Annotated in this window: 24 protein-coding genes, 1 pseudogene and 1 riboswitch; of the genes and pseudogenes, 7 read left to right on the forward strand and 18 right to left on the reverse strand. The window is 45.2% G+C overall.

From position 1 onward, the window contains the following. Positions 1–4: 4 nt before the first annotated feature. The 6 genes from OQ477_RS08320 to OQ477_RS08345 all read right to left on the reverse strand — a co-directional run bounded on the left by OQ477_RS08320 (position 5) and on the right by OQ477_RS08345 (position 6,474). Complete coding sequence (locus tag OQ477_RS08320; protein WP_265972061.1) at positions 5–1,099, reverse strand: M24 family metallopeptidase; 1,095 nt, start codon at positions 1,097–1,099, stop codon at positions 5–7. 113 nt (positions 1,100–1,212) lie between these two features. Continuing rightward, positions 1,213–3,126 (reverse strand): heavy metal translocating P-type ATPase, encoded by a 1,914-nt coding sequence (locus OQ477_RS08325; protein ID WP_265972063.1) that lies wholly within the window; start codon positions 3,124–3,126, stop codon positions 1,213–1,215. A 242-nt stretch (positions 3,127–3,368) separates the two neighbouring features. Beyond that, a complete protein-coding gene (stoA, locus tag OQ477_RS08330; protein ID WP_088462217.1) occupies positions 3,369–3,863 on the reverse strand; it encodes an endospore biogenesis thiol-disulfide oxidoreductase StoA in 495 nt (164 codons plus the stop codon). 62 nt (positions 3,864–3,925) lie between these two features. Beyond that, positions 3,926–5,266 (reverse strand): polysaccharide biosynthesis protein, encoded by a 1,341-nt coding sequence (locus tag OQ477_RS08335; RefSeq protein ID WP_088462218.1) that lies wholly within the window; start codon positions 5,264–5,266, stop codon positions 3,926–3,928. Between the two features lie 115 nt (positions 5,267–5,381). Continuing rightward, entirely contained in the window at positions 5,382–6,005 is a 624-nt protein-coding gene (locus tag OQ477_RS08340; RefSeq protein WP_007611030.1) for a cell wall hydrolase, read from the reverse strand. A gap of 274 nt (positions 6,006–6,279) precedes the next feature. Continuing rightward, on the reverse strand, positions 6,280–6,474 hold the full coding sequence (locus tag OQ477_RS08345) for a hypothetical protein (protein ID WP_029325879.1): 195 nt from the start codon (positions 6,472–6,474) through the stop codon (positions 6,280–6,282). A gap of 163 nt (positions 6,475–6,637) precedes the next feature. On the opposite strand from OQ477_RS08345, the gene OQ477_RS08350 reads away from it, so the two are divergent. Beyond that, entirely contained in the window at positions 6,638–6,823 is a 186-nt protein-coding gene (locus tag OQ477_RS08350; protein ID WP_003154669.1) for a YkvS family protein, read from the forward strand. A 71-nt stretch (positions 6,824–6,894) separates the two neighbouring features. Here the strand turns inward: OQ477_RS08350 and OQ477_RS08355 are convergent, their stop codons facing one another. The 3 genes and pseudogenes from OQ477_RS08355 to OQ477_RS08365 all read right to left on the reverse strand — a co-directional run bounded on the left by OQ477_RS08355 (position 6,895) and on the right by OQ477_RS08365 (position 8,615). Beyond that, positions 6,895–7,170, reverse strand: coding sequence for a DUF3219 family protein (locus tag OQ477_RS08355; RefSeq protein WP_088462220.1), 276 nt, complete (start codon positions 7,168–7,170; stop codon positions 6,895–6,897). A 349-nt stretch (positions 7,171–7,519) separates the two neighbouring features. Next, a pseudogene (locus OQ477_RS08360) lies at positions 7,520–7,732 on the reverse strand (NADPH-dependent 7-cyano-7-deazaguanine reductase QueF); the annotation flags it as partial. A gap of 136 nt (positions 7,733–7,868) precedes the next feature. Then, positions 7,869–8,615 carry an SDR family NAD(P)-dependent oxidoreductase gene (locus tag OQ477_RS08365; protein ID WP_265972070.1) on the reverse strand — a complete coding sequence of 249 codons (747 nt, stop codon included), beginning with the start codon at positions 8,613–8,615 and terminating at the stop codon, positions 7,869–7,871. Positions 8,616–8,783: 168 nt separating this feature from the next. On the opposite strand from OQ477_RS08365, the gene OQ477_RS08370 reads away from it, so the two are divergent. Continuing rightward, positions 8,784–9,125 (forward strand): winged helix-turn-helix transcriptional regulator, encoded by a 342-nt coding sequence (locus tag OQ477_RS08370; protein WP_007611023.1) that lies wholly within the window; start codon positions 8,784–8,786, stop codon positions 9,123–9,125. Next, positions 9,109–9,363, forward strand: coding sequence for a hypothetical protein (locus tag OQ477_RS08375; RefSeq protein WP_088462222.1), 255 nt, complete (start codon positions 9,109–9,111; stop codon positions 9,361–9,363). The genes OQ477_RS08370 and OQ477_RS08375 overlap by 17 nt, the downstream gene beginning before the upstream one ends. A gap of 207 nt (positions 9,364–9,570) precedes the next feature. Here the strand turns inward: OQ477_RS08375 and queF are convergent, their stop codons facing one another. From queF to OQ477_RS08405, 6 genes are all read right to left on the reverse strand, one after another. Then, positions 9,571–10,065: a preQ(1) synthase gene (gene queF / locus OQ477_RS08380; protein WP_003154673.1), complete on the reverse strand. Its 495-nt coding sequence runs from the start codon at positions 10,063–10,065 to the stop codon at positions 9,571–9,573. 17 nt (positions 10,066–10,082) lie between these two features. Beyond that, positions 10,083–10,814: a 7-carboxy-7-deazaguanine synthase QueE gene (queE, locus tag OQ477_RS08385; RefSeq protein ID WP_003154676.1), complete on the reverse strand. Its 732-nt coding sequence runs from the start codon at positions 10,812–10,814 to the stop codon at positions 10,083–10,085. Continuing rightward, positions 10,807–11,250 carry a 6-carboxytetrahydropterin synthase QueD gene (gene queD, locus OQ477_RS08390; protein ID WP_007408455.1) on the reverse strand — a complete coding sequence of 148 codons (444 nt, stop codon included), beginning with the start codon at positions 11,248–11,250 and terminating at the stop codon, positions 10,807–10,809. Before queD ends, queE begins: the two co-directional genes overlap by 8 nt. Continuing rightward, positions 11,251–11,910: a 7-cyano-7-deazaguanine synthase QueC gene (gene queC / locus OQ477_RS08395; RefSeq protein ID WP_003154679.1), complete on the reverse strand. Its 660-nt coding sequence runs from the start codon at positions 11,908–11,910 to the stop codon at positions 11,251–11,253. A gap of 96 nt (positions 11,911–12,006) precedes the next feature. Continuing rightward, positions 12,007–12,051: riboswitch (PreQ1 riboswitch) on the reverse strand. A 108-nt stretch (positions 12,052–12,159) separates the two neighbouring features. Continuing rightward, positions 12,160–13,281, reverse strand: a complete 1,122-nt coding sequence (locus tag OQ477_RS08400) for a hypothetical protein (RefSeq protein WP_265972073.1) — start codon at positions 13,279–13,281, stop codon at positions 12,160–12,162. 97 nt (positions 13,282–13,378) lie between these two features. Beyond that, entirely contained in the window at positions 13,379–14,416 is a 1,038-nt protein-coding gene (locus OQ477_RS08405) for a membrane protein (RefSeq protein WP_045207247.1), read from the reverse strand. 401 nt (positions 14,417–14,817) lie between these two features. On the opposite strand from OQ477_RS08405, the gene clpE reads away from it, so the two are divergent. The 3 genes from clpE (at position 14,818) to motB (ending at position 18,656) form a co-directional block, all read left to right on the forward strand. Further along, positions 14,818–16,914 carry an ATP-dependent protease ATP-binding subunit ClpE gene (gene clpE, locus OQ477_RS08410; RefSeq protein ID WP_265972075.1) on the forward strand — a complete coding sequence of 699 codons (2,097 nt, stop codon included), beginning with the start codon at positions 14,818–14,820 and terminating at the stop codon, positions 16,912–16,914. Positions 16,915–17,083: 169 nt separating this feature from the next. Next, positions 17,084–17,899 (forward strand): flagellar motor stator protein MotA, encoded by an 816-nt coding sequence (gene motA, locus OQ477_RS08415; RefSeq protein WP_007408461.1) that lies wholly within the window; start codon positions 17,084–17,086, stop codon positions 17,897–17,899. Continuing rightward, a complete protein-coding gene (motB, locus tag OQ477_RS08420; RefSeq protein ID WP_003154685.1) occupies positions 17,871–18,656 on the forward strand; it encodes a flagellar motor protein MotB in 786 nt (261 codons plus the stop codon). The genes motA and motB overlap by 29 nt, the downstream gene beginning before the upstream one ends. Positions 18,657–18,691: 35 nt before the next feature. Here motB and OQ477_RS08425 read toward each other — a convergent pair whose 3' ends face one another. Continuing rightward, on the reverse strand, positions 18,692–19,138 hold the full coding sequence (locus OQ477_RS08425) for a MarR family winged helix-turn-helix transcriptional regulator (protein WP_003154686.1): 447 nt from the start codon (positions 19,136–19,138) through the stop codon (positions 18,692–18,694). A 198-nt stretch (positions 19,139–19,336) separates the two neighbouring features. Between OQ477_RS08425 and OQ477_RS08430 the strand changes: the two genes are divergently transcribed. After that, positions 19,337–20,854 (forward strand): ATP-binding protein, encoded by a 1,518-nt coding sequence (locus OQ477_RS08430; protein WP_046559543.1) that lies wholly within the window; start codon positions 19,337–19,339, stop codon positions 20,852–20,854. A 210-nt stretch (positions 20,855–21,064) separates the two neighbouring features. On the opposite strand, the gene OQ477_RS08435 is transcribed toward OQ477_RS08430, so the two are convergent. Continuing rightward, entirely contained in the window at positions 21,065–21,325 is a 261-nt protein-coding gene (locus tag OQ477_RS08435; protein WP_003154690.1) for an aspartyl-phosphate phosphatase Spo0E family protein, read from the reverse strand. Between the two features lie 279 nt (positions 21,326–21,604). Further along, entirely contained in the window at positions 21,605–22,141 is a 537-nt protein-coding gene (locus OQ477_RS08440; protein WP_029974828.1) for a 1,2-dihydroxy-3-keto-5-methylthiopentene dioxygenase, read from the reverse strand. Positions 22,142–22,144 lie beyond the last annotated feature (3 nt).

The raw sequence follows: 22,144 nt of genomic DNA on the forward strand, positions 1-22,144 counted from the left end.
CTTTCTATTTCAGAATCGTTAATTCTTTCGGATACTGCGTTAATGCTTCGGCGCCGTCTTTTGTGACGAACACATCGTCTTCAATACGCACGCCGCCGACATCCGGCACGTAAATCCCCGGTTCTATCGTGTAGACCATGCCTTCTTTGAGGAGTGTGTCGTTCGCGCTGCTCATTGATGGATATTCGTGAACCGAAATCCCGAGTCCGTGGCCGAGGCGGTGCGGGAAATAGTCTCCGTATCCGGCTTTTTCAATAATGCCGCGGGCTTTTAAATCAAGATCGCCGATTCTGACACCTGGTTTGCTTAATTGAAGCGCCGCCTGTTCAGCTTTAAGCACCGTTTCGTAAATCTCTTCCTGTTTCGGGCTGATTGATTGGTATGCGAATGTTCTCGTAATGTCTGAACAGTAGCCGTCAATAATAACGCCCAGATCAAACAGAACGAAATCGCCTTTTTTCAACCGGTCTGCACCCGGATTCCCATGGGGCTGGCCTGATTTTTCCCCGAACAGCACCATCGTTGAAAATGACATGCCCTGCACACCTTTTTTCTTCAGCTCAAACTCAATCTGCGCGAGTACTTCCGTTTCACTCACACCCTCTTTAAGCGCCGCGACACCGACTTCAACTCCGTAATCCGCGAGTTTTGCCGCTTCCCTGAGAATGCTGATTTCCTTCTCATCTTTCACGAGACGGAATTGGTTTAGCGTTTCTTCTGCCGAAACAAATGCCGCGCCCCCTGAAGCTTGTTTGAGCTGTTCTGAGCGGGAAAGAGAGATCGAATCCTTTTCAACCGCGATGGAATCAAGCCGCACATTTCGTTTTGTGAGCTCGGCTTTGATCAGCTCCCACGGATCTTCGTGATCGCTGTAGCCGATAATACCATGCTCCCACCCGGTGCTGCGGGCTTGTCCGGCTTCCATTCCCGGACAAACGAAAAACGGCTCCTGTTCCTGAAACAGGAACAATCCCATTAACCGCTCATGCGGATCTGTGTAAAAATCAGTTAAATAAAATACGTTTTCCTTTGTATGTATAAATGCCGCATCATGTCCTTCTTTTTTCAGCCAAGATGAAACACGTTCTAATCTGTTCATTTTTTGCTTTTCCTCCTTACCAAAGTGACTCTTTATTCATTCTATCAGTTTTCCGGCGTTTATGCTGTGAACGAACATTAAAAAAACAGCCGCCCGATGTGCGGCTGTCATGTTTATTTTAATAATCTCAGTCCGTTCAGTATGACCAGAATCGTGCTCCCCTCATGCCCGATCACACCAAACGGCAGTTCCATCACCTGCAGAAAGTTAGCGCAGATCAAAAGGCAGATGACCGCGAGCGAGAAAACAATATTCTGCTTAATAATCCGGTTCATTTTCCTTGAGAGTCTGCACATTTTCACAAGCTTGTGAAGATCATTTTTCATAAGGACTAAGTCAGCCGTTTCAAGAGCCACGTCCGTTCCCCCGCCCATCGCAATACCGACGTCAGCGGTTTTCAGAGCGGGCGCGTCATTAATGCCGTCCCCCACCATGGCGATTGTGCCGTACGTTTCTTTCAGCTTCTTCACTTCCTTTGCCTTTTGGTCCGGCAGACAATCGGCAACAACCGTCGTCATGCCCGCCTCTTTTGCAATGGCAGCCGCAGTTTCAGACTGATCGCCGGTGAGCATGGCTGTTTGAATGCCCAGTGATTCAAGCTCAGCCATCACGGCTTTGGCTTCAGGTCGGATTTGATCCTTTAAGGCGAAGCAGCCCGCAATCCGGTCATCTTTTTTAACAAAGACCCGTGTAAAACCTTTATCCTTTAATTCTTTTCCCGATGTCTGCAAAAAAGCATCTGCCGCATCTTCACCTGCAAACCCCGCTTTTCCGACCATCCATTTGACGCCTTCTATTTCAGCCTGAACACCGAATCCGGACGTCTCGTCAATCGATAGATGTCCTGCGGGCGCGGCGCCCCGGCTTTCGGCAAATTCAGCTATCGCTTTTGCAAGCGGGTGGCTTGATTGCTTTTCCATCGCATACACCGCCTGCATGATCTCATCTTCACTCACATGTTCCGCAGCTTGAAATGCCGCGACTGCCGGCTGTCCCTTTGTTACCGTGCCGGTTTTGTCAAAAGCGATCATCCGGACGCTTCCCAGCTGCTCTAAAAACACACTTCCTTTAACCAATAATCCGTTGCGGGCCCCATTTGAGATAAGGGAAAGCGCAGCGGGCATAATAGAAGCGACAAGCGCGCACGGGGAGGCGACCACCATAAACACCATCGCCCTGTAAAAGGTTTCACTCCAGCTCCAGGCTAAAGCGAAATGAGGAATGAATAAAAGCAAAGCCACGGCTAACAGCACGCCTTTTACATAGACACTTTCGAATCGTTCAATAAATGCCTGAGCCGGTGACACGCTGTTTTGGGCTGATTCCACCAGCCGGATGATTTTTCTGAATAAAGACTGTTCATTTGTTTTCGTCACACGGACCGTTAAGGAGCCGTTTCCGTTTACCGTTCCTGTAAACACAGAATCTCCTGCTGTTTTTTCCGCCGGCATCGCTTCACCCGTCAGCGCCGATTCATCGAGGCTCGTCACGCCAGACTCAATGATCCCGTCTGCTGCTACGCGTTCGCCCGGCTTAATGACGATCATGTCACCGATCTTAAGTTCAGCAGCCGGCACCCGCTTTTCCCGTCCGTCCGCAAGCAGTGTCGCTTCCTCCGGTTCCAGTTTCATTAAAGATGTTAAATCACGGCTGCTTTTATTCATCGTATATGTTTCGAGCGCGCCGCTTAACGAAAAAATAAAGATAAGAACAGCGCCTTCAGCCCAATAACCGATCAGGGCGGAGCCGACAGCCGCAAAAATCATCAGCAGTTCCACATTTAACGCCTTCGTCTCAATGGTATCCTCAATTCCCTCTTTCGCTTTTGCAAATCCCCCGATCAGGAAGGCAAGGATATACAAAGTGACGGACAGGCCTTTTGTTTCGGTAAAAAACCAGGCCGCAAGAATAAGGACGCCGGATACGAGCGCCGCAATGAGTTCTGCATGCTGGAGCCACTTTTTTCCGGCCCGCTCTTCTTGTATGTGCTGTTGTGAATGGGTTTGTGTCATCACTTGTTCATTCATTATGAATTCTCCTCTCTAATTGAGAACGCAAATCATCTTCAATTCCCCGATAAAAGCAAAACAGCCGCCTGACAGGCAGCATTTTCACAGTGTTATCGCAGTGTTTTCTTTATTATAGCATGCCGGCGGAAGATTTCAATTGTAATTGTTTTAATTTCTTTTTGATAATAATTATCATTAGTGTTTCTTCAGCTGTTCATTATATGCAAAAAAGGTGCGGGAGGAATTCCTCCCGCACCTTTTTATTTCTCTGACCATTCTTTTAATTGTGAGGCGGTCATCGGACCGACGATCTTTTTTTCGATTTCTCCTTTTTCATTCAGCAGAAATGACGTGGGAATCGTCATGACATCGTATTCCTTCATAAGCTCGCCTTTCGTGTCAAGAACAATCGGGAATGTGAGATGGTGCTGACTGACAAAGTTTTGAACGGTATTTTTATTTCGCTCGGCATTCATCAAATTTACCGTTACAAGGCTTACATCATCGGACTGATGCTGTTCAAAATACGTTTGGAACTGCGGCAGTTCTTTTTTGCACGGCGGACACCACGATGTCCAAAAATGCAATATCGTTTTCCGCCCTTTATTCGGAATCGATATCTCGTCTCCTTCAATCGTCTTCATCAGAAACACGGCGGGAACTGCCTGTTTTTCTGATGAGGCTTTTGCTTCAGGCATCCAGACGGCGGCAGCTATCAAAAGGACTGCACATACAATTAGGCGGTTTTTATGCATATGATCTTCCTTTCACGCGTTTCGGATAGCTTGCCCTTCCTTATTGAAATGTATCAGCCTTTTCAGCTTTCGATCCGGGGCGCTGTTCTTCCGCCGCCCGTCAAAAACACGGAGACACCGAGGTCTTTGCAGATCGTCGCGTAATGTAAACTTGTCAGAAGAATCATGCCGGTATTCATGCCGAGTATAATGCCGAGCATTTGCAATTCCGGCATAGAACCGAGCACATACATCATCGAAAGCCCCACAATGCTGCTCCATACGTTATGATAAAACGCCGTTTTCACGTGGCCGATACCGATCAGACAGGCCTGAAGCGGCATCACAAACAGATGAAAAAGAAAAAACGGCCACAAAAGCTGCAAATAATACTGCGCTTCCGGAGACTGAAAAAACAAATGGGTCAGCGGGCCCGCGAACTGAAACATGACCCAGACTGCCGGAATGCCGTAGCCGAATGTAATAAAAATCGCTTGTCTCAGCCGTTTCAGCACAATATCATATTGGGACAGCGCATACGCTTCTGAAATGCTGGGAATCATGACGACCATCAGCGAATGGGCGATAAATGCGGGAAACGAACCGATTGTCATTGCTACACCGGCAAGCATGCCGTATTGATCAATCGCGGCTGTCCCGGCTGCCCCGGACGCCAGCAGCGCTCCTTTAACCAAGAAGGGTTCAATTGCGTTTGTCACCGCATGAAATATACGAAGTCCCGTTGTCGGGATGGATACGGCCAGGAGGCGTTTCCGCACGTCTTTCCCGCGAAGATGAATGTGCTGATGGCCGGAAAGCGCCCTCCGCGCCAAAATAAACTGCGTATACAAGTAAACGAACACCACGACATCGCTTGCGACCAGCACAAATAACGAAATGAGCACGGCCATATCAATTTCAAAAGAGTACCATTGAAAAAAGATAAACAGACAAAGCACTTGAATGATTTTTTTCAAGACATGCGCAACCGCGATTTTTCCCATTTGCTGCACACCCATAAAATAACCTCTGGCGATGGATGTAAAAGCGACGACTGGAATCAGCCCGATGACAATCCCTTTAATAAACGGGTGATACGTATCGAATACAGGAATGAACGGCAGCGCGATGCTTGCGGCCGCGGTTGAAAACGCGGTAAAAACGGCGGTCATTCTGAAGGCATGCCGGAGCATGCTTTCATGCAGCTTCTGATTGGATTCCGCGATGAATTTTGAAATGGAGATCGGAAGCTCCAGACTGGCGATGACGATAATTAAAAAAATGGTGGGCAGAATGCTCATGTAAAGTCCCATCCCATGCTCGCCAAGCTCCCGCGCCAGTATCATATTCACGACAAATTCCAGACATTCCGCGAAAAAGGCGGCGATGGATAAAAGAATGATCCCTTTCACAAATCGATTCATGGTGTCTCTCCTTGTCTCTCGTTCTTCCATCATCATATGAGACAAGTTCTGAAAATATTTTCGATTTCTCAAAATTGAAAAAAGCATAGCCGGGATATTTTTGATCCCGCTATGCTTACATCGCAAATACGTGTCTGCCGATCCGTTCGATAATTTTTCGGGAACGGATCCAGTGGTCAGATGCCGTTTTCGGATTGTAGAAAAACAACGCGTTCGTTTCTCTGCCCGGATGGTCAAGCGCCTCATTTGCGGCGGCGATGGAATCCTTATCCGGCTTTTGATTAATGCTTCCGTTTGCTACCGGTTCAAATGCATTCCTTTGATAGATCACACCCCGAATGGTATCCGGGAAGCCGTTTTTTTCAGTCCGGTTCAGCACTACGCTGGCTACCGCAACCTTCCCTTTATAAGACTCACCCTTCGCTTCTGCGTGAACGAGACGCGACAGAAGTTGTCTGTCAGCGCGGGAATACGTTTTTTTCGGCGGCTGATAAGCCGTCTCCTCCGGTTTGGCTTCCTTCTCTTGGTGAGATGACAGCTTTATCGGTTGGATAGAATGCTTATGATCCGTTTTTGAAAGCTTCGGAACCGAGCTTTTTTTATTTAAATCAGCAACCAGTGTGCTGGGTTCTTGCTTTGGCTTCTTCGCAAAAGTAAACAGAGCTTCTGTATGTTCAATTTTTGATGCAGGCATAAAACATAGAAAAAAGACAGCCAAGGCAGCAAATTTTGTCGTCATACGATTTCCTCCTTAAATACTTCACTACCTTAACAAGAGCTGTGCGCAAATTCACGGTTAAAGATTTTCCAGTGCTCCCAATCAGCTTTTATGATGGAAAAAGTTCGTTAACAGCCTTGTTATTGGCAGGAAAACAGCCATCATTTTCACAACATTAACCAAATAGCAGTAAAAGTATCCATCGGAGGGATTTTACATTTTGTTTACATCTGTTACAGCAAGATGAAATGAGAAACCAAAAAACAAAAAAAGACTCCTCAAGTGCGAGGAGCCGTCAGCTTCTTGGCTGTTCTAAATACTGGAAGATAACATCTCCGCCCTGCTGTGCAATACCACGGAAATGCTTAAAATCTTCCTGCTTCGATAAAACTGCTCGAAATGCAAGAAAATGTTCTTTCTGCACCCTGAATTCTTTGATTTCACCGGTGCGCATTTGGTTGATAGATTCTGAAATTTCCTCAGGCAGCAACGAACACAGCCTCCTTTTCTCGGCTTTTTCCCGAAAATCAATATACCATCTTTCCCCCGCCGGGACAATGATTGAGCGGGCTGATACCCATATCGCTTTACTTCTTAAAGAAAATACTGCAAAATATTTTCAAACAGGATTTATGATAAAGGAGAGGAAGCTCGTGAAAATTGCTAAGGTTGGAAACGTCATTGAATTTAAAAACGGATTAACCGGTATTGTTGAAAAAGTAAATGAAAACTCCGTCATCGTTGATGTAACCATCATGGATAATTATCGTGACCTTGAACTAGATTCCCTCACTGTCGTCAACCATAAGAATTATAAAATCATCAGAGACTCCTATTAAACCCCCCGAACATCCGAACCATTTACATATCCCGCACAAAAGCTGCCGCCCGGCAGCTTTTTCAAATGAATTCAGATCTCGGTCATTTCTACAAAAAAATCACCGGTCTCGCCTTTATTGTAAAGATTTGTGACGGATGTATGGTAGTTGGTTATTTTACCGCGGAATTCAAGCCCGCGCTCGGGCGCCTTGATGTCAAATGTTTTTTCATACAAAAGGACGGCAATATCATGATACGTTTCAGAGGTCACCTTCAATACAAATGAAATCATGCGGCCGTTTTTACCCGCACTTTCTTTACAATCATACATTTTCAGCCTTACACCGTTTAACTCTAACGGCTCCATAACGAACACTCCTTCTTTTTACAGGACATGCTATCATGCTGACCATTCCTTTACAATTGATCCGCTCCGAATGAGAAAAAACAGCGCAGGCCTTTACAAACATACGTTCCCTATTTTATAATGAAACAGACGAGCTGCCATCCAGCACCCGTCACGTAATGAAGCGGCGAGTACACTCCCCCCGGGTTTACTCGTCTTTTTCTTTTCTCCAAATAATCTCTCTTTTCCTTATAGAAGTTCTGTGCAAATATCATGCACCTTTTTGGCTGCGCGGCACAGACGAAAAATACCCCCGCTTAAAAGGCGGGGGTACTTAGGTTATATTCCGAGACTGTACTCCGTCTGAAAATTAACGGTTGTCAATCGTCTCCCGATACATATCATGATTCATCATCCGATGTTCGGCCATTTTTTCATATTTTGTTCCCGGTCTGCCGTAGTTTGTATACGGGGTCAATGGAGATTCCGCCTCTTGGCGTGAATTTGCCCCATACTTCAATGTAGCGGGGTCCATTAATTCGATCAAGTCATTCATAATGATGTTCATGCAGTCCTCGTGGAAGAAAAGGCAGGTCAGAGTCTTGTCCCATAAGTACTTGCTCTAGACATTAATCATGAAGTCACACCAATTTCACACCTTACCAAACGATTGATTTTAACCTTTTTTGGGGACTATTTGTAATCTCTGCGCAGTGAAATTATACCTGTGCTAGCCCGCCATCTACGAACAATTCAACACCCGTCAAGTAACTGCTTTCGTCTGAAGCAAGGAAAGATACAGCGTTTGCTACTTCTTCAGGTGTCCCAACTTTTCCAGCTGGAACAGTATTTCTGGTATTTTCCATTGCTCCTTCAAGTGCATCACCAAAAAGCTCATCGTATGCAGGTGTAAGAATAGCTCCTGGACTAACCACATTTACACGGATTTCAGTACCTTTTAGGTCAAGAATCCAGTTGCGAACTAGTGCTCTTAATGCTGCTTTAGATGCTCCATATACACTAAACGCTGGGTTGCCAATTGATCCAGCAGTAGAGCCCGTTACAATAATAGAACCTGCTTTGTCCGGGAATAGTGATAACGCTTTTTGAACAGTAAAGATGGTTCCTTTAACGTTAATGTCGAACGTTCTATCAACCTGCTCTTCAGTAATTTCACCTAATGGAAGGAAGTTGCCGATGCCTGCATTAGCAAAAAGAATGTCCAACTTACCTTTTTCCTGCTTTATAATGTCATATAGTTTGTCTAAGTCTTCAAGCTTAGAAATATCACCTTGAACACCGGTTACATTCTTGCCAATTTGGTTAACAGCTTGATCAAGTTCGTTTTGTCTGCGTCCCGTGATATAAACATATGCACCTTCGTTTACAAATTTTTGTGCTGTAGCAAGACCAATCCCACTTGTTCCACCCGTTACAAGCGCTATTTTACCTTCAAATTTACCCATACTTAATACTCCTTTAGAATTCATTTTATTTTATGTCTAGTACCTTTAAGTACTTGAAGAACAACTTACAAGATATAGTATCCTTCAGTAAGCACATTATCGGAAGTACCCACTTTTTTGTGATATAGTAACTAAAAAGTAATAAATGTGGAATGGAGAGCTTTAGACATGAAAAAATTTAGCTGTGGGTTTGAAGTGACAAAGGAAGTCATTGGCGGAAAATGGAAAGGCCTTGTATTATACTTTTTAATGAATGGACCAAAGAGAACGAGTGAATTAAAGCGCATTATCCCAAATATAACTCAGAAAATGCTGATTCAAACACTTAGAGAGCTTGAAGCCAGTGGACTTGTGAGCAGAAAGATGTATAATCAAGTACCGCCGAAGGTTGAATATTCATCCACTGAACTTGGAGAATCTCTTAAACCTATCTTGCAGGAGCTCTGTCAATGGGGAAGCCATTATGCGGAGCAAGAGTATGCAGAAGGTGAATATGAAATTGTACGTTAGGATTGATGTAGCTGCTGAAGTAAATGCTAAACAACTTCAATACCATCGCCTAACAGATGAAGAACAGTCAGAAATAAATGAGATATTCAATTTTGAAAGTGAAGTTCTAATAAGAAGTGTCATGGACTATATTCAGGAGAACTTTGATGAAATTCAAAAAAGAGCTGTTTCAAATGTTAAAGAGAAGGTTCAGAAACTTAGCCAAAAAATAAATGAAGATATTGATAATAATATTTAATGCCTATGATCTCTAGATAGGCATTTTTTCTTTCGGATAAAGAAGAAAAGACGTACAAATTGTACGCCTTAATCTGCTTCTGTACTATCAATTTTTCACTGCATAAAAGTCACAGTTCAGGTTGCACCAGGTCACACTTTTATTGAGCTTAGTGCAGGTCACACTCCGGTCACTTCGTTTCACACTCCGTATCACACAACGGAATAATTACCGATTATCAATTGTTTCCGGATACATATCATGATTCATCATCCGATGTTCGGCCATTTTTTCATATTTTGTTCCCGGTCTGCCGTAGTTTGTATACGGGTCAATCGAGATTCCGCCTCTTGGCGTGAATTTGCCCCATACTTCAATGTAGCGGGGGTCCATTAATTCGATCAAATCATTCATGATGATGTTCATGCAGTCCTCGTGGAAATCTCCGTGGTTGCGGAAGCTGAAAAGATACAGCTTCAGCGATTTGCTTTCCACCATTTTTTCGTCCGGAATATAGCTGATGTAGATGGTTGCGAAGTCCGGCTGTCCCGTTTTCGGGCAAAGCGATGTAAATTCCGGACAGTTGAATTTAACGAAATAATCACGGTTCACGTGTTTATTCGGAAATGATTCCAAAACCTCCGGCGCATATTCAAATAAATAGTTTGTCCCTTGATTTCCCAGGAGCGTAACTCCTTCTAATTCTGATTCTTTTCTTGTCATATAAATCTCCCTTTCTATTAAACTCCCCGTTTATTGCCCCAAAGCAATGTATGCAGCTGAGGCAGGACTCTGACGAGATTCAGATCCGAATCGGCTGAAACCTTATCAACGAGTGTTTCGTATTTTCCGAGCAGATGTGCGATCAATGCCCGGTCGTCCGTCGTATGGACGTTATCGTTTCCGACCTGAAGATAAAACGGGATATTCGGATACCGCTTGTGCACGGTTTTCGCGAATTGCAGATCTTCATCATTAAAAATGACGACCTTTAAGCTGACCGCGTTAAGCCTTTCTGCCGCATCAAGCGAAGACACAATGTGATCGAGCTTTGCAAAATCGGTTGTCATCCCCGAACTTGGCGGCTTCGGTGAAATCGTCAGGTCGTTAATCATTGTGAACCAATCCTGATAGACCGTTCCCTGCGTTTCTAAAGCGGCGCGCACCCCGTGCTCTTTCAGCAGCAGAATCAGCGCGTCAAGCTGCTTTAACAGCGCCGGGTTTCCTCCTGAGATGGTGACATGGGAAAAGGCGTCTCCGCCGATTTCTCTCAGCTCGCGGTAAATGTCTTCCGCCGTCATCCAGCGGATATCTTTTTTGGCTGAGCCGTCCCATGTAAAAGCGGAGTCGCACCAGCTGCAGGAGTAGTCGCAGCCCGCCGTGCGGACGAACATGGTTTTCTGGCCGATAACCATGCCCTCCCCTTGTATCGTCGGTCCGAAAATTTCTAATACCGGAATTCCTTTAGCCATTCCTATCACCTTTTTTCGGGCGGTATACGCAATAGCTTGTCGGGGTTTCCCTGACAAAAATCTGCACGCAGACCGGCTGATTCTCCAGTGTTTCAAGGTAGGACTGCACCTTATCGTAAATCGTTTTGGCCACGACCTCGGTCGTCGGCAGTGAATATCTGTCATCATCAGCAGAAAACTCGTCATGGTCATTCAGCAATGTATGGTCATAAGCGCCGTGCACCAATTTCTTCAGCACGCTGAAATTAACGAGAAAGCCTGAATCGTCCAGTTCATCCCCCGCAACTGTAATATTTACTGTATACGTGTGCCCGTGGACTCTGCTGCACGCTCCGGCGCTTTCGCGGGGAATAAAGTGCGCGGCTGAGATGTGCATATCCTTATTCAACTCAAACGAATAAGGATGCTGAACCTGCGGGTAAATTTGAGAAAGCAATTAGTTCCGCTCTCCTTTCATTTTCATATATTCATCATATCCTTTATTGCGGAGCAGGCATGCCGGGCATTCGCCGCATCCGTCCGCAATGATGCCGTTATAGCAAGTCAGTGTGTTATTCTTTACAAAATCAAGCGCGCCGAGCTCATCCGCAAGTTTCCACGTTTCTGCTTTGTTCAGCCACATAAGCGGCGTATGAATGACGAACGGCTTTTCCATCGCCAGGTTGACGGTGACGTTGCAGGATTTGACAAACTCGTCACGGCAGTCCGGGTAGCCGCTGAAATCAGTCTCGCAAACACCGGTGATAATGTGGCGCGCGCCGATTTGATATGCAAGAATCGATGCAAAGGATAAAAATACAAGGTTGCGTCCCGGTACAAAGGTTGTCGGCAGTTCCCCATCCTTCGCTTCAATTTCGATATCATCTCTTGTCAGCGCATTCGGCGCGAGCTGATTTAAAAGAGACATATCAAGCAAGTGATTTTTGACACCGAGCTTTTCGGCAATCGATTTTGCCACATCGATTTCTTCTTGGTGACGCTGATTATAATGGAATGTAACGGTTTCCACTTCTTCAAAGTTTTGCAAAGCCCATAATAAACAAGTCGTGCTGTCTTGGCCTCCGCTGAACACCACAACTGCTTTTTCTTTTTTCATGTCTTTCTCTCCCTTATCTATCATTCCATAAAAAAAGCGCCTTTTTCGGAGAAGGCGCCCTAAAAAACATAAAAAAACCGTATCCAAGGATACAGCTCGTCCTTAGTTTTTTATAGAGGGTGTAGCTAGAACCTCTCCCGCATCAATACGGATTTTCTTCTTTTTTCACTTTTGCTATCATACCATAATGTTGTTTCCCGTGACAATAAAAAAACAGCCTGAACCCTGTGTCAGGCTGCAAAAGCGGGATTAAGCCCCGCGTTTTTTCCCGGGAAATACCATCAGCGCAATCCCGATCAGAACAAATAAAGCAGGCCAGAAAACAGAAACCGGAATGATCGGCTGATTCGTCATCATAAAAGAAAGTGCTGTCAAGGTCAGCACCGCAACCGGGATGAGCAGCGCCTTCTCTTTCCCGCCGAACAGCCACAGCTCAAATAAACCGAATGCCGTTGCAAGCAGATAAACAGGCCATGTCACACCGGAGTAGGACCAATTGGTTGCCGTTTCAAAGACAAACAAGATCCCCGTAATCAATAAGATGCCGCCCGGTACGAGAAGTCCCGCGTTTTTGACAGGTTTCGGGCCGAAAATCGGAATGTGAAAAGCGGCGCCCAGCAAAAGAATGAGAGCGGGCCAGCCGCGTTCGCTGATGACTTCATTTGCATTGGTGAATACGGCGAAAATGCCCGCGGCGCACAGAACCGCAGCAGCAGTCAAAAGCCCTCTTTGCCTTCTGCCGAACAGCCAGGCTTCAAACAGGCCGAACGCAACGGCAAAGAGGTAGACAGGCGATGTCACATTTGCGTATGTCCAATCCGTCAGCGTTTCAAACCATAACAACCCGCCCGTCACAAGCAAAATGCCGCCCGGAATAAGAAGGCCCGATCTTTTTTTCGGCTGCATAAAGGCAGCGGCGTGAAACAAAAGCGCAGCTGCGATGATCAAAAGCGGCCACAGCCCCGTCATCAGCATACCGGCAAAGCATAGTGCTCCCACGGCTGTCAGGATGAAAGCAGGAATCAATACACCTAACTTCCTCCCGCCGAAATACCACAGCTCAAACAGACCGAGAGCAGGCGCCCATATATAAACAGGCCACGTCACGCCTGAATACGTCCATCCCGTTGCCGTTTCAAAACAAAACAGGCAGCCCAGCACAAGAAACATACCGCCCGGAACGAGCAGTCCCGCCTGTTCAGGCGTTTTTTTCGCAAAAATAAATCCGGCGTGAAAACCTGCGGACATTATAATGAAAAGAAACGGCCACGCCGAACCTGCGGATATATGAATAACTCCCGCCTTCTGTAAAAAAAACGCAATGCCGATACAAATAAAAATAAATCCCAATAATACACGTCGAGCTTTCATCTCTTACTCCTCCCCATCATTTCCCAATTCATTATACAGAAATGCCAGGAAAAAAGAAGGGGAATTCCCAAAAAATACAGACATTTTCCTTATATCCTTATTTTTCTTTCGGGATTTTTTTGCAAATCAATGCGCCGATGAAAGCGAGGCTCACATATCCAAACACCGGATAAACGGTGGAAATCAGCTGTCCGTAGCCGATTTGGCTGATAATGAAAGCAAACGCCAAAATGCCGCCGTAAATATATGTACTTCTTATATGAAGAAAACTGTTTAATTGTTTTTCCAATCCGTATAAATTGCCGATGACCGACGTAAACACTTCCCCGAAAATAATAAACAAATAAATGATATGAAGCGAACGCGAATACGAATAGACAACTTGAGCCATCGGAATGTCAAACTCCAGCACATCCGGCAGCACCGATAATGATAAAAAACTCGCGGCAAGCACCAGTGTCAACAGAACGCCGCCTAAATAAGCCCCCCTTCTGATCACCTTCTCTGAAGACATTTCATTCGCAAGCGGCACAAGGACGGCTTGGGCGAGCGATAAATTTAACGCGCCATAAGAGACGGCGGACAAAAGCCAATTCCACTTGTCAGGCCATACCCATTCGTCCGCGTTTCTCGTGCTTGTAAATACAAATGAATCAGCTGTCACGATAAAAGAGAAAGAAATTAAAAGCGGCACAACCAATATATTGACGCCGAACACACCTTTAACGCCGCTTGTCATGACGGCAAAGCTCAGTACGATCGTCAGAAGGATCCCCGCTTGTGCGGGCCAGCCAAGCTGTTCATGAAACAGCGCTCCAGCTCCGGACAGCATGACAGAGGTCACTCCCAGCAATATAAACATCATAAACATGTTTACGGCGCGGCCGATGGACTGGCCGAATAAATATGTGTTCAATTCCTGATAAGATGCTGCGTGAATCCGTTTGGAAATGATCATGATTTTGGCGCCTAAATATGTAAACATCAGACCGCTTACCACGATACCCAACAGACCGATCCAGCCAAACTTCAGAAAAAACTCAACGATTTCCCGTCCCGTGGCAAAACCGGCTCCTACAACCGTGCCTACGTATACAAATGCAAGCTGACTCGCAGAACCTTTTGTTTGTCCCATTTCACCCTCCGGCTAAGCGCAGATTTGTCCAGGCCTTTATATATGCTTATGAGACAAGTCGCCTGAAAAGACGAACAAATCGTCCTTCCCCGGAGAAAACAGATTCAGCTCTCTTCTCCAAGCAAAAATATTGAAAGAAAAAAAGGGCCGGCGTATACTCTTCATCAAGAAAGGTCAAAGCATTTCATTTCCTTTCTGACTATATTGGTCAAAAATAATCAGACCTCACAAATATCACTTATCATGCTGTAAACATTTATTTTTCAGGGGTTAAAACAAAACACTTGAAAGTCAAAGAAGGTCAGAGTATACTATTAATCAAAGAAGGTCAAAGTTAAGACCTTATTTTCTAATTCATTTGGTCAAAGATGATCAAACATTTTCCGAGGAGGTTTTGGCAAATGCGTTGTCAACATTGTCAGAAAAACGAGGCGACGATTCGCCTGAACATGCAAGTCAATTCCATTCAAAAACAATTCGTTTTATGTGAAACATGTTATACAGAATTAACCCGAAAACCGTCTATGAGCATGGGGCCGCAATCATTCGGATTCCCGTTTGAGCAAGGTTTCGCTCCCAATCAAAATAAACAGCAGGCCGGCCCTGAAAAAGGCCTGCTCGACGAGCTCGCTCAAAACGTCACAAACGGCGCAAAAGCAGGTCTGATTGACCCTGTGATCGGCCGCGATAATGAAGTGGCGCGCGTAATTGAAATTTTGAACCGCCGGAATAAAAACAATCCGGTGCTGATCGGTGAGCCGGGCGTCGGTAAAACGGCTATTGCAGAAGGCCTCGCGCTTAAAATCGCTGAGGGCGATGTGCCGAACAAATTGAAAAACAAAGAGCTTTACCTGCTTGACGTCGCTTCTCTCGTCGCCAATACAGGGATCAGAGGCCAGTTTGAAGAAAGAATGAAACAATTAATGAACGAATTAAAAGAACGGAAAAACGTTATCTTGTTCATTGATGAGATTCACCTTCTTGTAGGCGCCGGCTCTGCCGAGGGATCAATGGATGCCGGGAACATCCTGAAACCGGCGCTTGCCCGAGGCGAGCTGCAGGTCATCGGGGCGACAACGCTGAAAGAGTACCGCCAGATTGAAAAAGATGCGGCGCTTGAAAGACGCTTCCAGCCTGTCATGGTTCACGAGCCTACAATAGAACAAGCCATCAGCATTCTGGAAGGCATTAAAGATAAATACGAGAAATACCACGGCGTCACATTCAGCAATGAAGCGATAAACGCCTGTGTTACGCTTTCATCCCGTTACATTCAGGACCGCCACCTGCCGGATAAAGCGATCGACTTATTAGATGAAGCCGGCTCTAAGGCGAACCTGGAGCTTGATACCGTAAATGAAGAAGATGCGGCTGAGAGACTCAAAGCAATTGACGCGGAGAAAACAAAAGCGCTTCATGAAGAAAATTATGAGCTTGCCGCGAAACTGCGTGATGAAGAAGCGGCGTTGGAAAAGCAGCTGGCGCAAGAAGCTCCGGCCTCTTCAACTGAAATCGGGGCGGAGCATATTCAAGCCATCATTGAACAGAAAACAGGCATTCCGGTCGGAAAACTCCAAGCTGATGAACAAGTCAAAATGAAGGAACTTGAAGAGCATCTTCATCAGCGCGTCATCGGTCAGGAAAAAGCCGTGAAAAGAGTGGCGAAAGCGGTCAGACGAAGCCGCGCCGGCTTAAAATCCAAAAACAGACCTGTCGGCTCCTTCCTCTTTGTCGGACCGACCGGAGTCGGAAAAACCGAGTTATCAAAGACACTCGCAGATGAACTGTTCGGTACAAAAGATTCCATTATCCGTCTCGATATGAGTGAATACATGGAAAAACACGCCGTATCAAAAATTATCGGTTCACCGCCGGGATATGTCGGACACGATGAAGCCGGTCAATTAACGGAAAAAGTGCGCCGCAATCCGTACAGCATCGTGCTGCTCGATGAGATTGAAAAAGCCCACCCTGATGTCCAGCATATGTTTCTGCAGATTATGGAGGACGGCCGTCTGACCGACAGCCAGGGCAGAACGGTCAGCTTCAAAGATACCGTTTTGATTATGACAAGCAACGCTGGAACCGGCGAAAAACAGGTGAAAGTCGGATTCCAATCTGAAGAGAGCGTCCTGGAAGAACAAACGCTGATTGATTCACTGAGCGCGTTCTTCAAACCGGAGTTTTTAAACCGGTTTGACAGCATTATTGAATTCCAATCCCTGAAAAAAGAACATCTCGTGAAAATCGTCAGCCTGCTTCTCACAGAGCTTGAAGACACATTAAAAGAGCGCGGCATCAGCCTGAACGTCACCGATGATGCGAAAGAAAAAATCGCTGAAATCGGCTACCACCCAGCTTTCGGAGCACGCCCGCTCAGAAGAACCATCCAAGAATTGATCGAGGACGAAATGACAGATCTCTTATTGGATGACAACGAAATAAAAGCCTTCCATGTCGTAATGGAAGAGGACGGCATCAAAGTCCGGGCACAATAAGAAAAAAGCGGTTCCCTCCTCGCGGGGAGCCGCTTTTTTGTTTCTTTCTCCATGCCGGAAGGGAGAAACTGTGAAGAATTCGGGAACAATTTCTCAATCACCCTAAAGTTCCATGCACTGCCACCGATATTAACCATAGAAAGCTAGTATAAAGGATTTGGTGAAAACTATGGATAAAACATCGATTATCGGTATCATCCTCGCCTTGATTGCTTTAAGCGTGGGCATGGTGCTGAAAGGGGTCAGCTTAAGCGCACTCGCTAACCCGGCAGCTATTCTGATTATTTTGTTCGGTACGATTTCTGCGGTGATCATCGCATTCCCCGGAAAAGAAATCAAAAAAGTGCCTGCCCTTTTTAAAGTGCTGTTTAAAGAAAACAAACAGCTGACAATTGCGCAATTAATTCCTATGTTCTCTCAATGGGCGCAAATCGCCAGACGTGAAGGTCTGCTCGCATTGGAAGCAAGCATTGAAGACGTGGATGACGCATTTTTGAAAAACGGCCTGAGCATGGCGGTTGACGGACAAAGCGCAGAATTTATCAGAGATATTATGACTGAGGAAGTTGAAGCGATGGAAGACAGACACCAGGCCGGCGCAGCCATCTTTACACAAGCCGGCACATATGCGCCGACACTCGGCGTTTTGGGTGCGGTCATCGGCCTTATCGCCGCTCTTTCCAACATGAACAATACCGAGGCGCTCGGACATGCCATCAGTGCGGCGTTTGTCGCCACCCTTCTCGGGATTTTCACAGGATATGTACTATGGCATCCCTTCGCCAACAAACTGAAACGCAAATCAAAGCAGGAAGTCAAACTGCGTGAAATCATGATCGAAGGCGTTCTGTCAGTGCTTGAAGGACAGGCCCCGAAAGTGATCGAACAAAAACTTCTCATGTATCTTCCTGCGAATGAACGCGCAAAAGTCGCTGAACAAGAAGGAGAGGCAAACAATGGCGAGAAAAAAGAAGAAGAAGCATGATGACGAGCATGTGGATGAGTCTTGGCTGATCCCGTACGCGGATTTGCTCACCCTTCTTTTGGCTCTGTTCATTGTATTGTTCGCCATGAGCTCGGTCGATGCGGCGAAATTCCAAATGCTGTCTAAATCATTTAACGCCGTGTTTACCGGAGGCACGGGTGTTCTTGAATATTCAAGCGTCACCCCTCCTGAAAACGAAAAAGACGGCGTTGATCAGTTAAAAAAAGACAAGGAAAAAGATAAAGAACAGAAAAAGAAAGAAAGAGAAGCAGCCGACCGCGAAGAACTTGAAGGCGTGCAAAAGCAAGTCAATCAATTTATAAAAAATAAAAAGCTTGAAACTCAGCTAGAAACAAAGCTGACTAAAGAAGGACTCTTAATTACGATTAAAGACAGTATCTTTTTTGATTCCGGACGGGCGGATATCCGTCAGGAAGATATTCCGCTTGCCAAGGAAATCTCGAATCTCCTTGTGCTGAATCCGCCGAGGAACATTATCATCAGCGGACATACGGACAATGTGCCGATTAAAAACTCACAATATCAATCTAACTGGCATTTAAGCGTCATGCGGGCCGTCAACTTCATGGCTATTCTCACGGAAAATCCGAAACTTGACGCAAAAGTATTCAGCGCCAAAGGTTTCGGAGAGTATAAACCGGCCGTGTCGAACAAAACCGCTGAAGGGCGCAGCAAAAACAGGCGCGTCGAGGTATTGATACAGCCTAGAAACGCCGCGACTGACCAAAATCAGTAATATAAAAAAGGAAGCCTTTCAAATGGCTTCCTTTTTTATTTCTGATGAAAATGTTTAGCGTTTAATCCCACTCTTTTCAGCATTTCCGTACACATTTCTATCTCTTCATCACTCAGCACACTGATCATTTCCTTAATTTCTTCAGCATGATCAGGGAAAATATCGTCCAAAAGACGGATTCCCTTTTCGGAAATCTGTGCGAAAGTCACTCTTCTGTCAGTCGGCGAGGCTTTTCTGATGAGAAGTTCTTTTTTCTCTAATTTGTCAACAACGTATGTAATACTTCCGCTCGCTAATAAAATTTTGTCGCCGATCTGCTGAAGCGGCTGGTTGCCTTTGTGGTACAGCAGCTCAAGCACCGCAAATTCCGTCGGGTTCAGACCGTGCTTATGAATATGTTTATTCATATGGTCGTTAATAGATCGGTACGCACGTGACAGTACAATAAATAATTTCAATGAGTTTTCTGTTTTATCCGTCATACATTCAATCATCCTTTTACAAAAGAAACCGTTACAGAGAAACATTAATAAACAAAATGAAAAATGTCAACAAAAATGTTTCCAAAATTTCTCTTCTTTTTGTCTGACCTTAATAAAATAATTTGTTTTTCTATCATTTTGGTTATTTTTTCTTATTAAAGAAGTATAAAGATGATATAATACCTCTATTCAAGTGTAATGTTGGAGCGATGCAGAGTGAATACATTTAAAGGTGCCCGGGGAAAGATCAAGCTTTATCTCATATTGGTGATCATCCCGGCACTTATTATCAGCTTTTTCATTTATGAAAAAGAAAAGCAGAAAATAGCCGATAAACACATACAGGAAGCCAGTATGATGCTCAACCTTCACCGCAATAAGCTCAATTATTTAATCGGTGAAACAAAAGCCCGGATGACAACACTTGCGATCGCTGTCGATAAGCCTGTCAATGAAGAAAAGATCATTGACATTCTCGATCAGGCTTTTGAGGATGAACCCAGATTCAGCGGACTGTATATGCTGAATTCCAAAGGTGATGTCATCGCAAGCACGACTGATCTGAAATCAAAGGTGAATTTGGCCGACAGACCGTATTTTACGAAGGCGAAAAAGACGAAAAAAACGGTCATCACAAATGACTACTCCAGCAGAATTACAGGCCAGCGCATCTTCACGATCTGCGTGCCGGTGTTAGACGCAAAACGGGAAGTCACGGATTATTTAGTAGCCGCCATACAAGTCGATTATTTGAGAAATATGATCAATATGCTGAGCCCTGACGTTTATGTCAAGGCAACCAATCAGAATAAAGTGATATTTGCCAGCGGACGGGCTGATCAATCAGAAGGTGTGAAACCGGTCAGCGGCTATCTGGATGATATTAATTGGAATATCAATGTTTATCCGAAACCGGTTGAGCTGAATGAGCTAACCAAAAGCGTGCTGCTGCCGATGTCCAGTATTGCCGTGCTGCTGAATATTCTGTTCATTCTCGTTCAATATTATCTGCTTAAGCGCAAGACCCAGCTGGAGCGCGCTCAAAATGAAGCGCAGAAATTGGAGCTGATCGGAACGCTTGCCGCCAGCACCGCCCATGAAATCCGCAACCCGCTTACAGGGATCAGCGGCTTCATTCAGCTTTTGCAGAAAAAATACAAATCGGAGGAAGATCAGCTGTATTTCTCAATTATTGAGCAGGAGATTAAACGGATCAATCAGATTGTCAGTGAGTTTTTAGTGCTTGGAAAACCCACTGCTGAACGGTTGGAAGTGAACTCGCTGCAGGATATTCTTGATGAGATTATGCCGATTATTTATTCTGAAGGGAATCTGTATAATGTGGAAGTGAATGTGGAGATTCTCGTCAATCGGCCGCTCAAGGTCAACTGCACGAAAGACCATATTAAACAGGTGATTTTAAATGTCGCGAAAAACGCTTTGGAATCCATGCAGGAAGGCGGCCGGCTGTCCATCTATTTAGAAGCCCGCGATCATAAAGCAGTCATTAAGGTGGCCGACAACGGAATGGGCATTTCTGAAGATATGCTTGAACACATTTTTCTTCCGTTTGTAACGTCAAAGGAAAAAGGCACCGGCCTCGGCCTTGTCGTATGTAAACGAATCATGCTGATGTACGGCGGTTCAATTGACATTCAAAGCGAAGTCGATAAGGGCACAGAGGTCACCATTACCCTCCCTGCCGCTTCTCGATGAAAAAAACACCCTGGATCGGGGTGTTTTTCATTTAAAGAAGGATATGTGTAAGAGGATATACCAGAGGAACGGCATCATGGCCGGCAGATAGTACGAGGCGCTTCGTGAGCCGTGCCAGCGGAAAAATGTGCTGACTGTACGCGGTCATCTTTCGGATGCGGCGCTTGATCAGGAAGCGCATTCAGTCTTCGTTATCTGTTTTATCATCAATCATTTGTTTGCTTCATATGCAGGCATGACGTCACCGCGGGAGAACAAGCCTATTTTCTTCACAAGGCCCTGTATTCCTTGGTGATGTGTGCGATCACGGTTTACCAGCTGCTGATACGCGTTCATCAGACAGTCCAGTTCCTGGCTGTGCCTGATCGTGTCATATCCTGTAAACCCTTGCCTGTTAGCCGCATCTATCATCATTTTTCTTTTTTTATCAATAGATACAAGCAATTTTTCTTGTTCAGAATAACTGCCCATTCACTTCACCCCTCACCGCTAAAAGAATAGGAAACAAGTTTGATTGGGTTATTGAGCATTATTACAGATTATACTTTATTTGTAAACATTTTTTTACTAAATAACTTATTTTTTCATTTCGTATTGGAATCTTTGCATGAATACGAGAATAATACCCATTCGGGTAATGATATAAACAGAATGCGGCATATTCAAGATTTAAAAAACAGCCACAGCTGACTTTACATTACAATAAAAAACCTCTCATGCCGGCGGGGGCATGAGAGGTTCGGGCGTCTATCAGTTTTGCACACTTTCATTCTCGTAAATCGGCACCCAGCCCTCAGTCGTCACGAAGATTCGGATTGCGACGACCCGGCGGTCTTCCTGAAGCGTAAAGTAGTGGCGGATGTTCTCCGGAACTGAAATCAAATCTCCCGGATTTAAACGGACGTCGAAAAATGTGCCGTCTTTGCCTTGAATGACGAAGATGCCGTGTCCGCTGACGATAAAGCGGACTTCATCATCCGTGTGGTGATGTTCTCTTTGGAAATTTTTTAATAATTCATCAAGATTCGGCGTGGTATCTGATAAAGAAATGACATCCTGAGACTGATATCCGCGCCGGGCTGAAATGTCCTGAATCTCCGTGTCAAACGCCGCGAGAATCCGTTCTTTTTCATCTTCGGTTAGATCGTATTTTTCCGAAAGCTCGGACGGAAGTTTTTCAATGTTCCACTGCTCATAGATCACCTCTTGTTCGTCTAAGAAGCGCGCTACTTCTTCCTGATGTTCAATGATCGTATTCTTTTCGTCATGAATTCTGATGGTCGCCATTTT

Origin of the sequence: Bacillus sp. ChL18 (assembly GCF_026241425.1) — a bacterium.
Lineage (GTDB): Bacteria > Bacillota > Bacilli > Bacillales > Bacillaceae > Bacillus > Bacillus velezensis.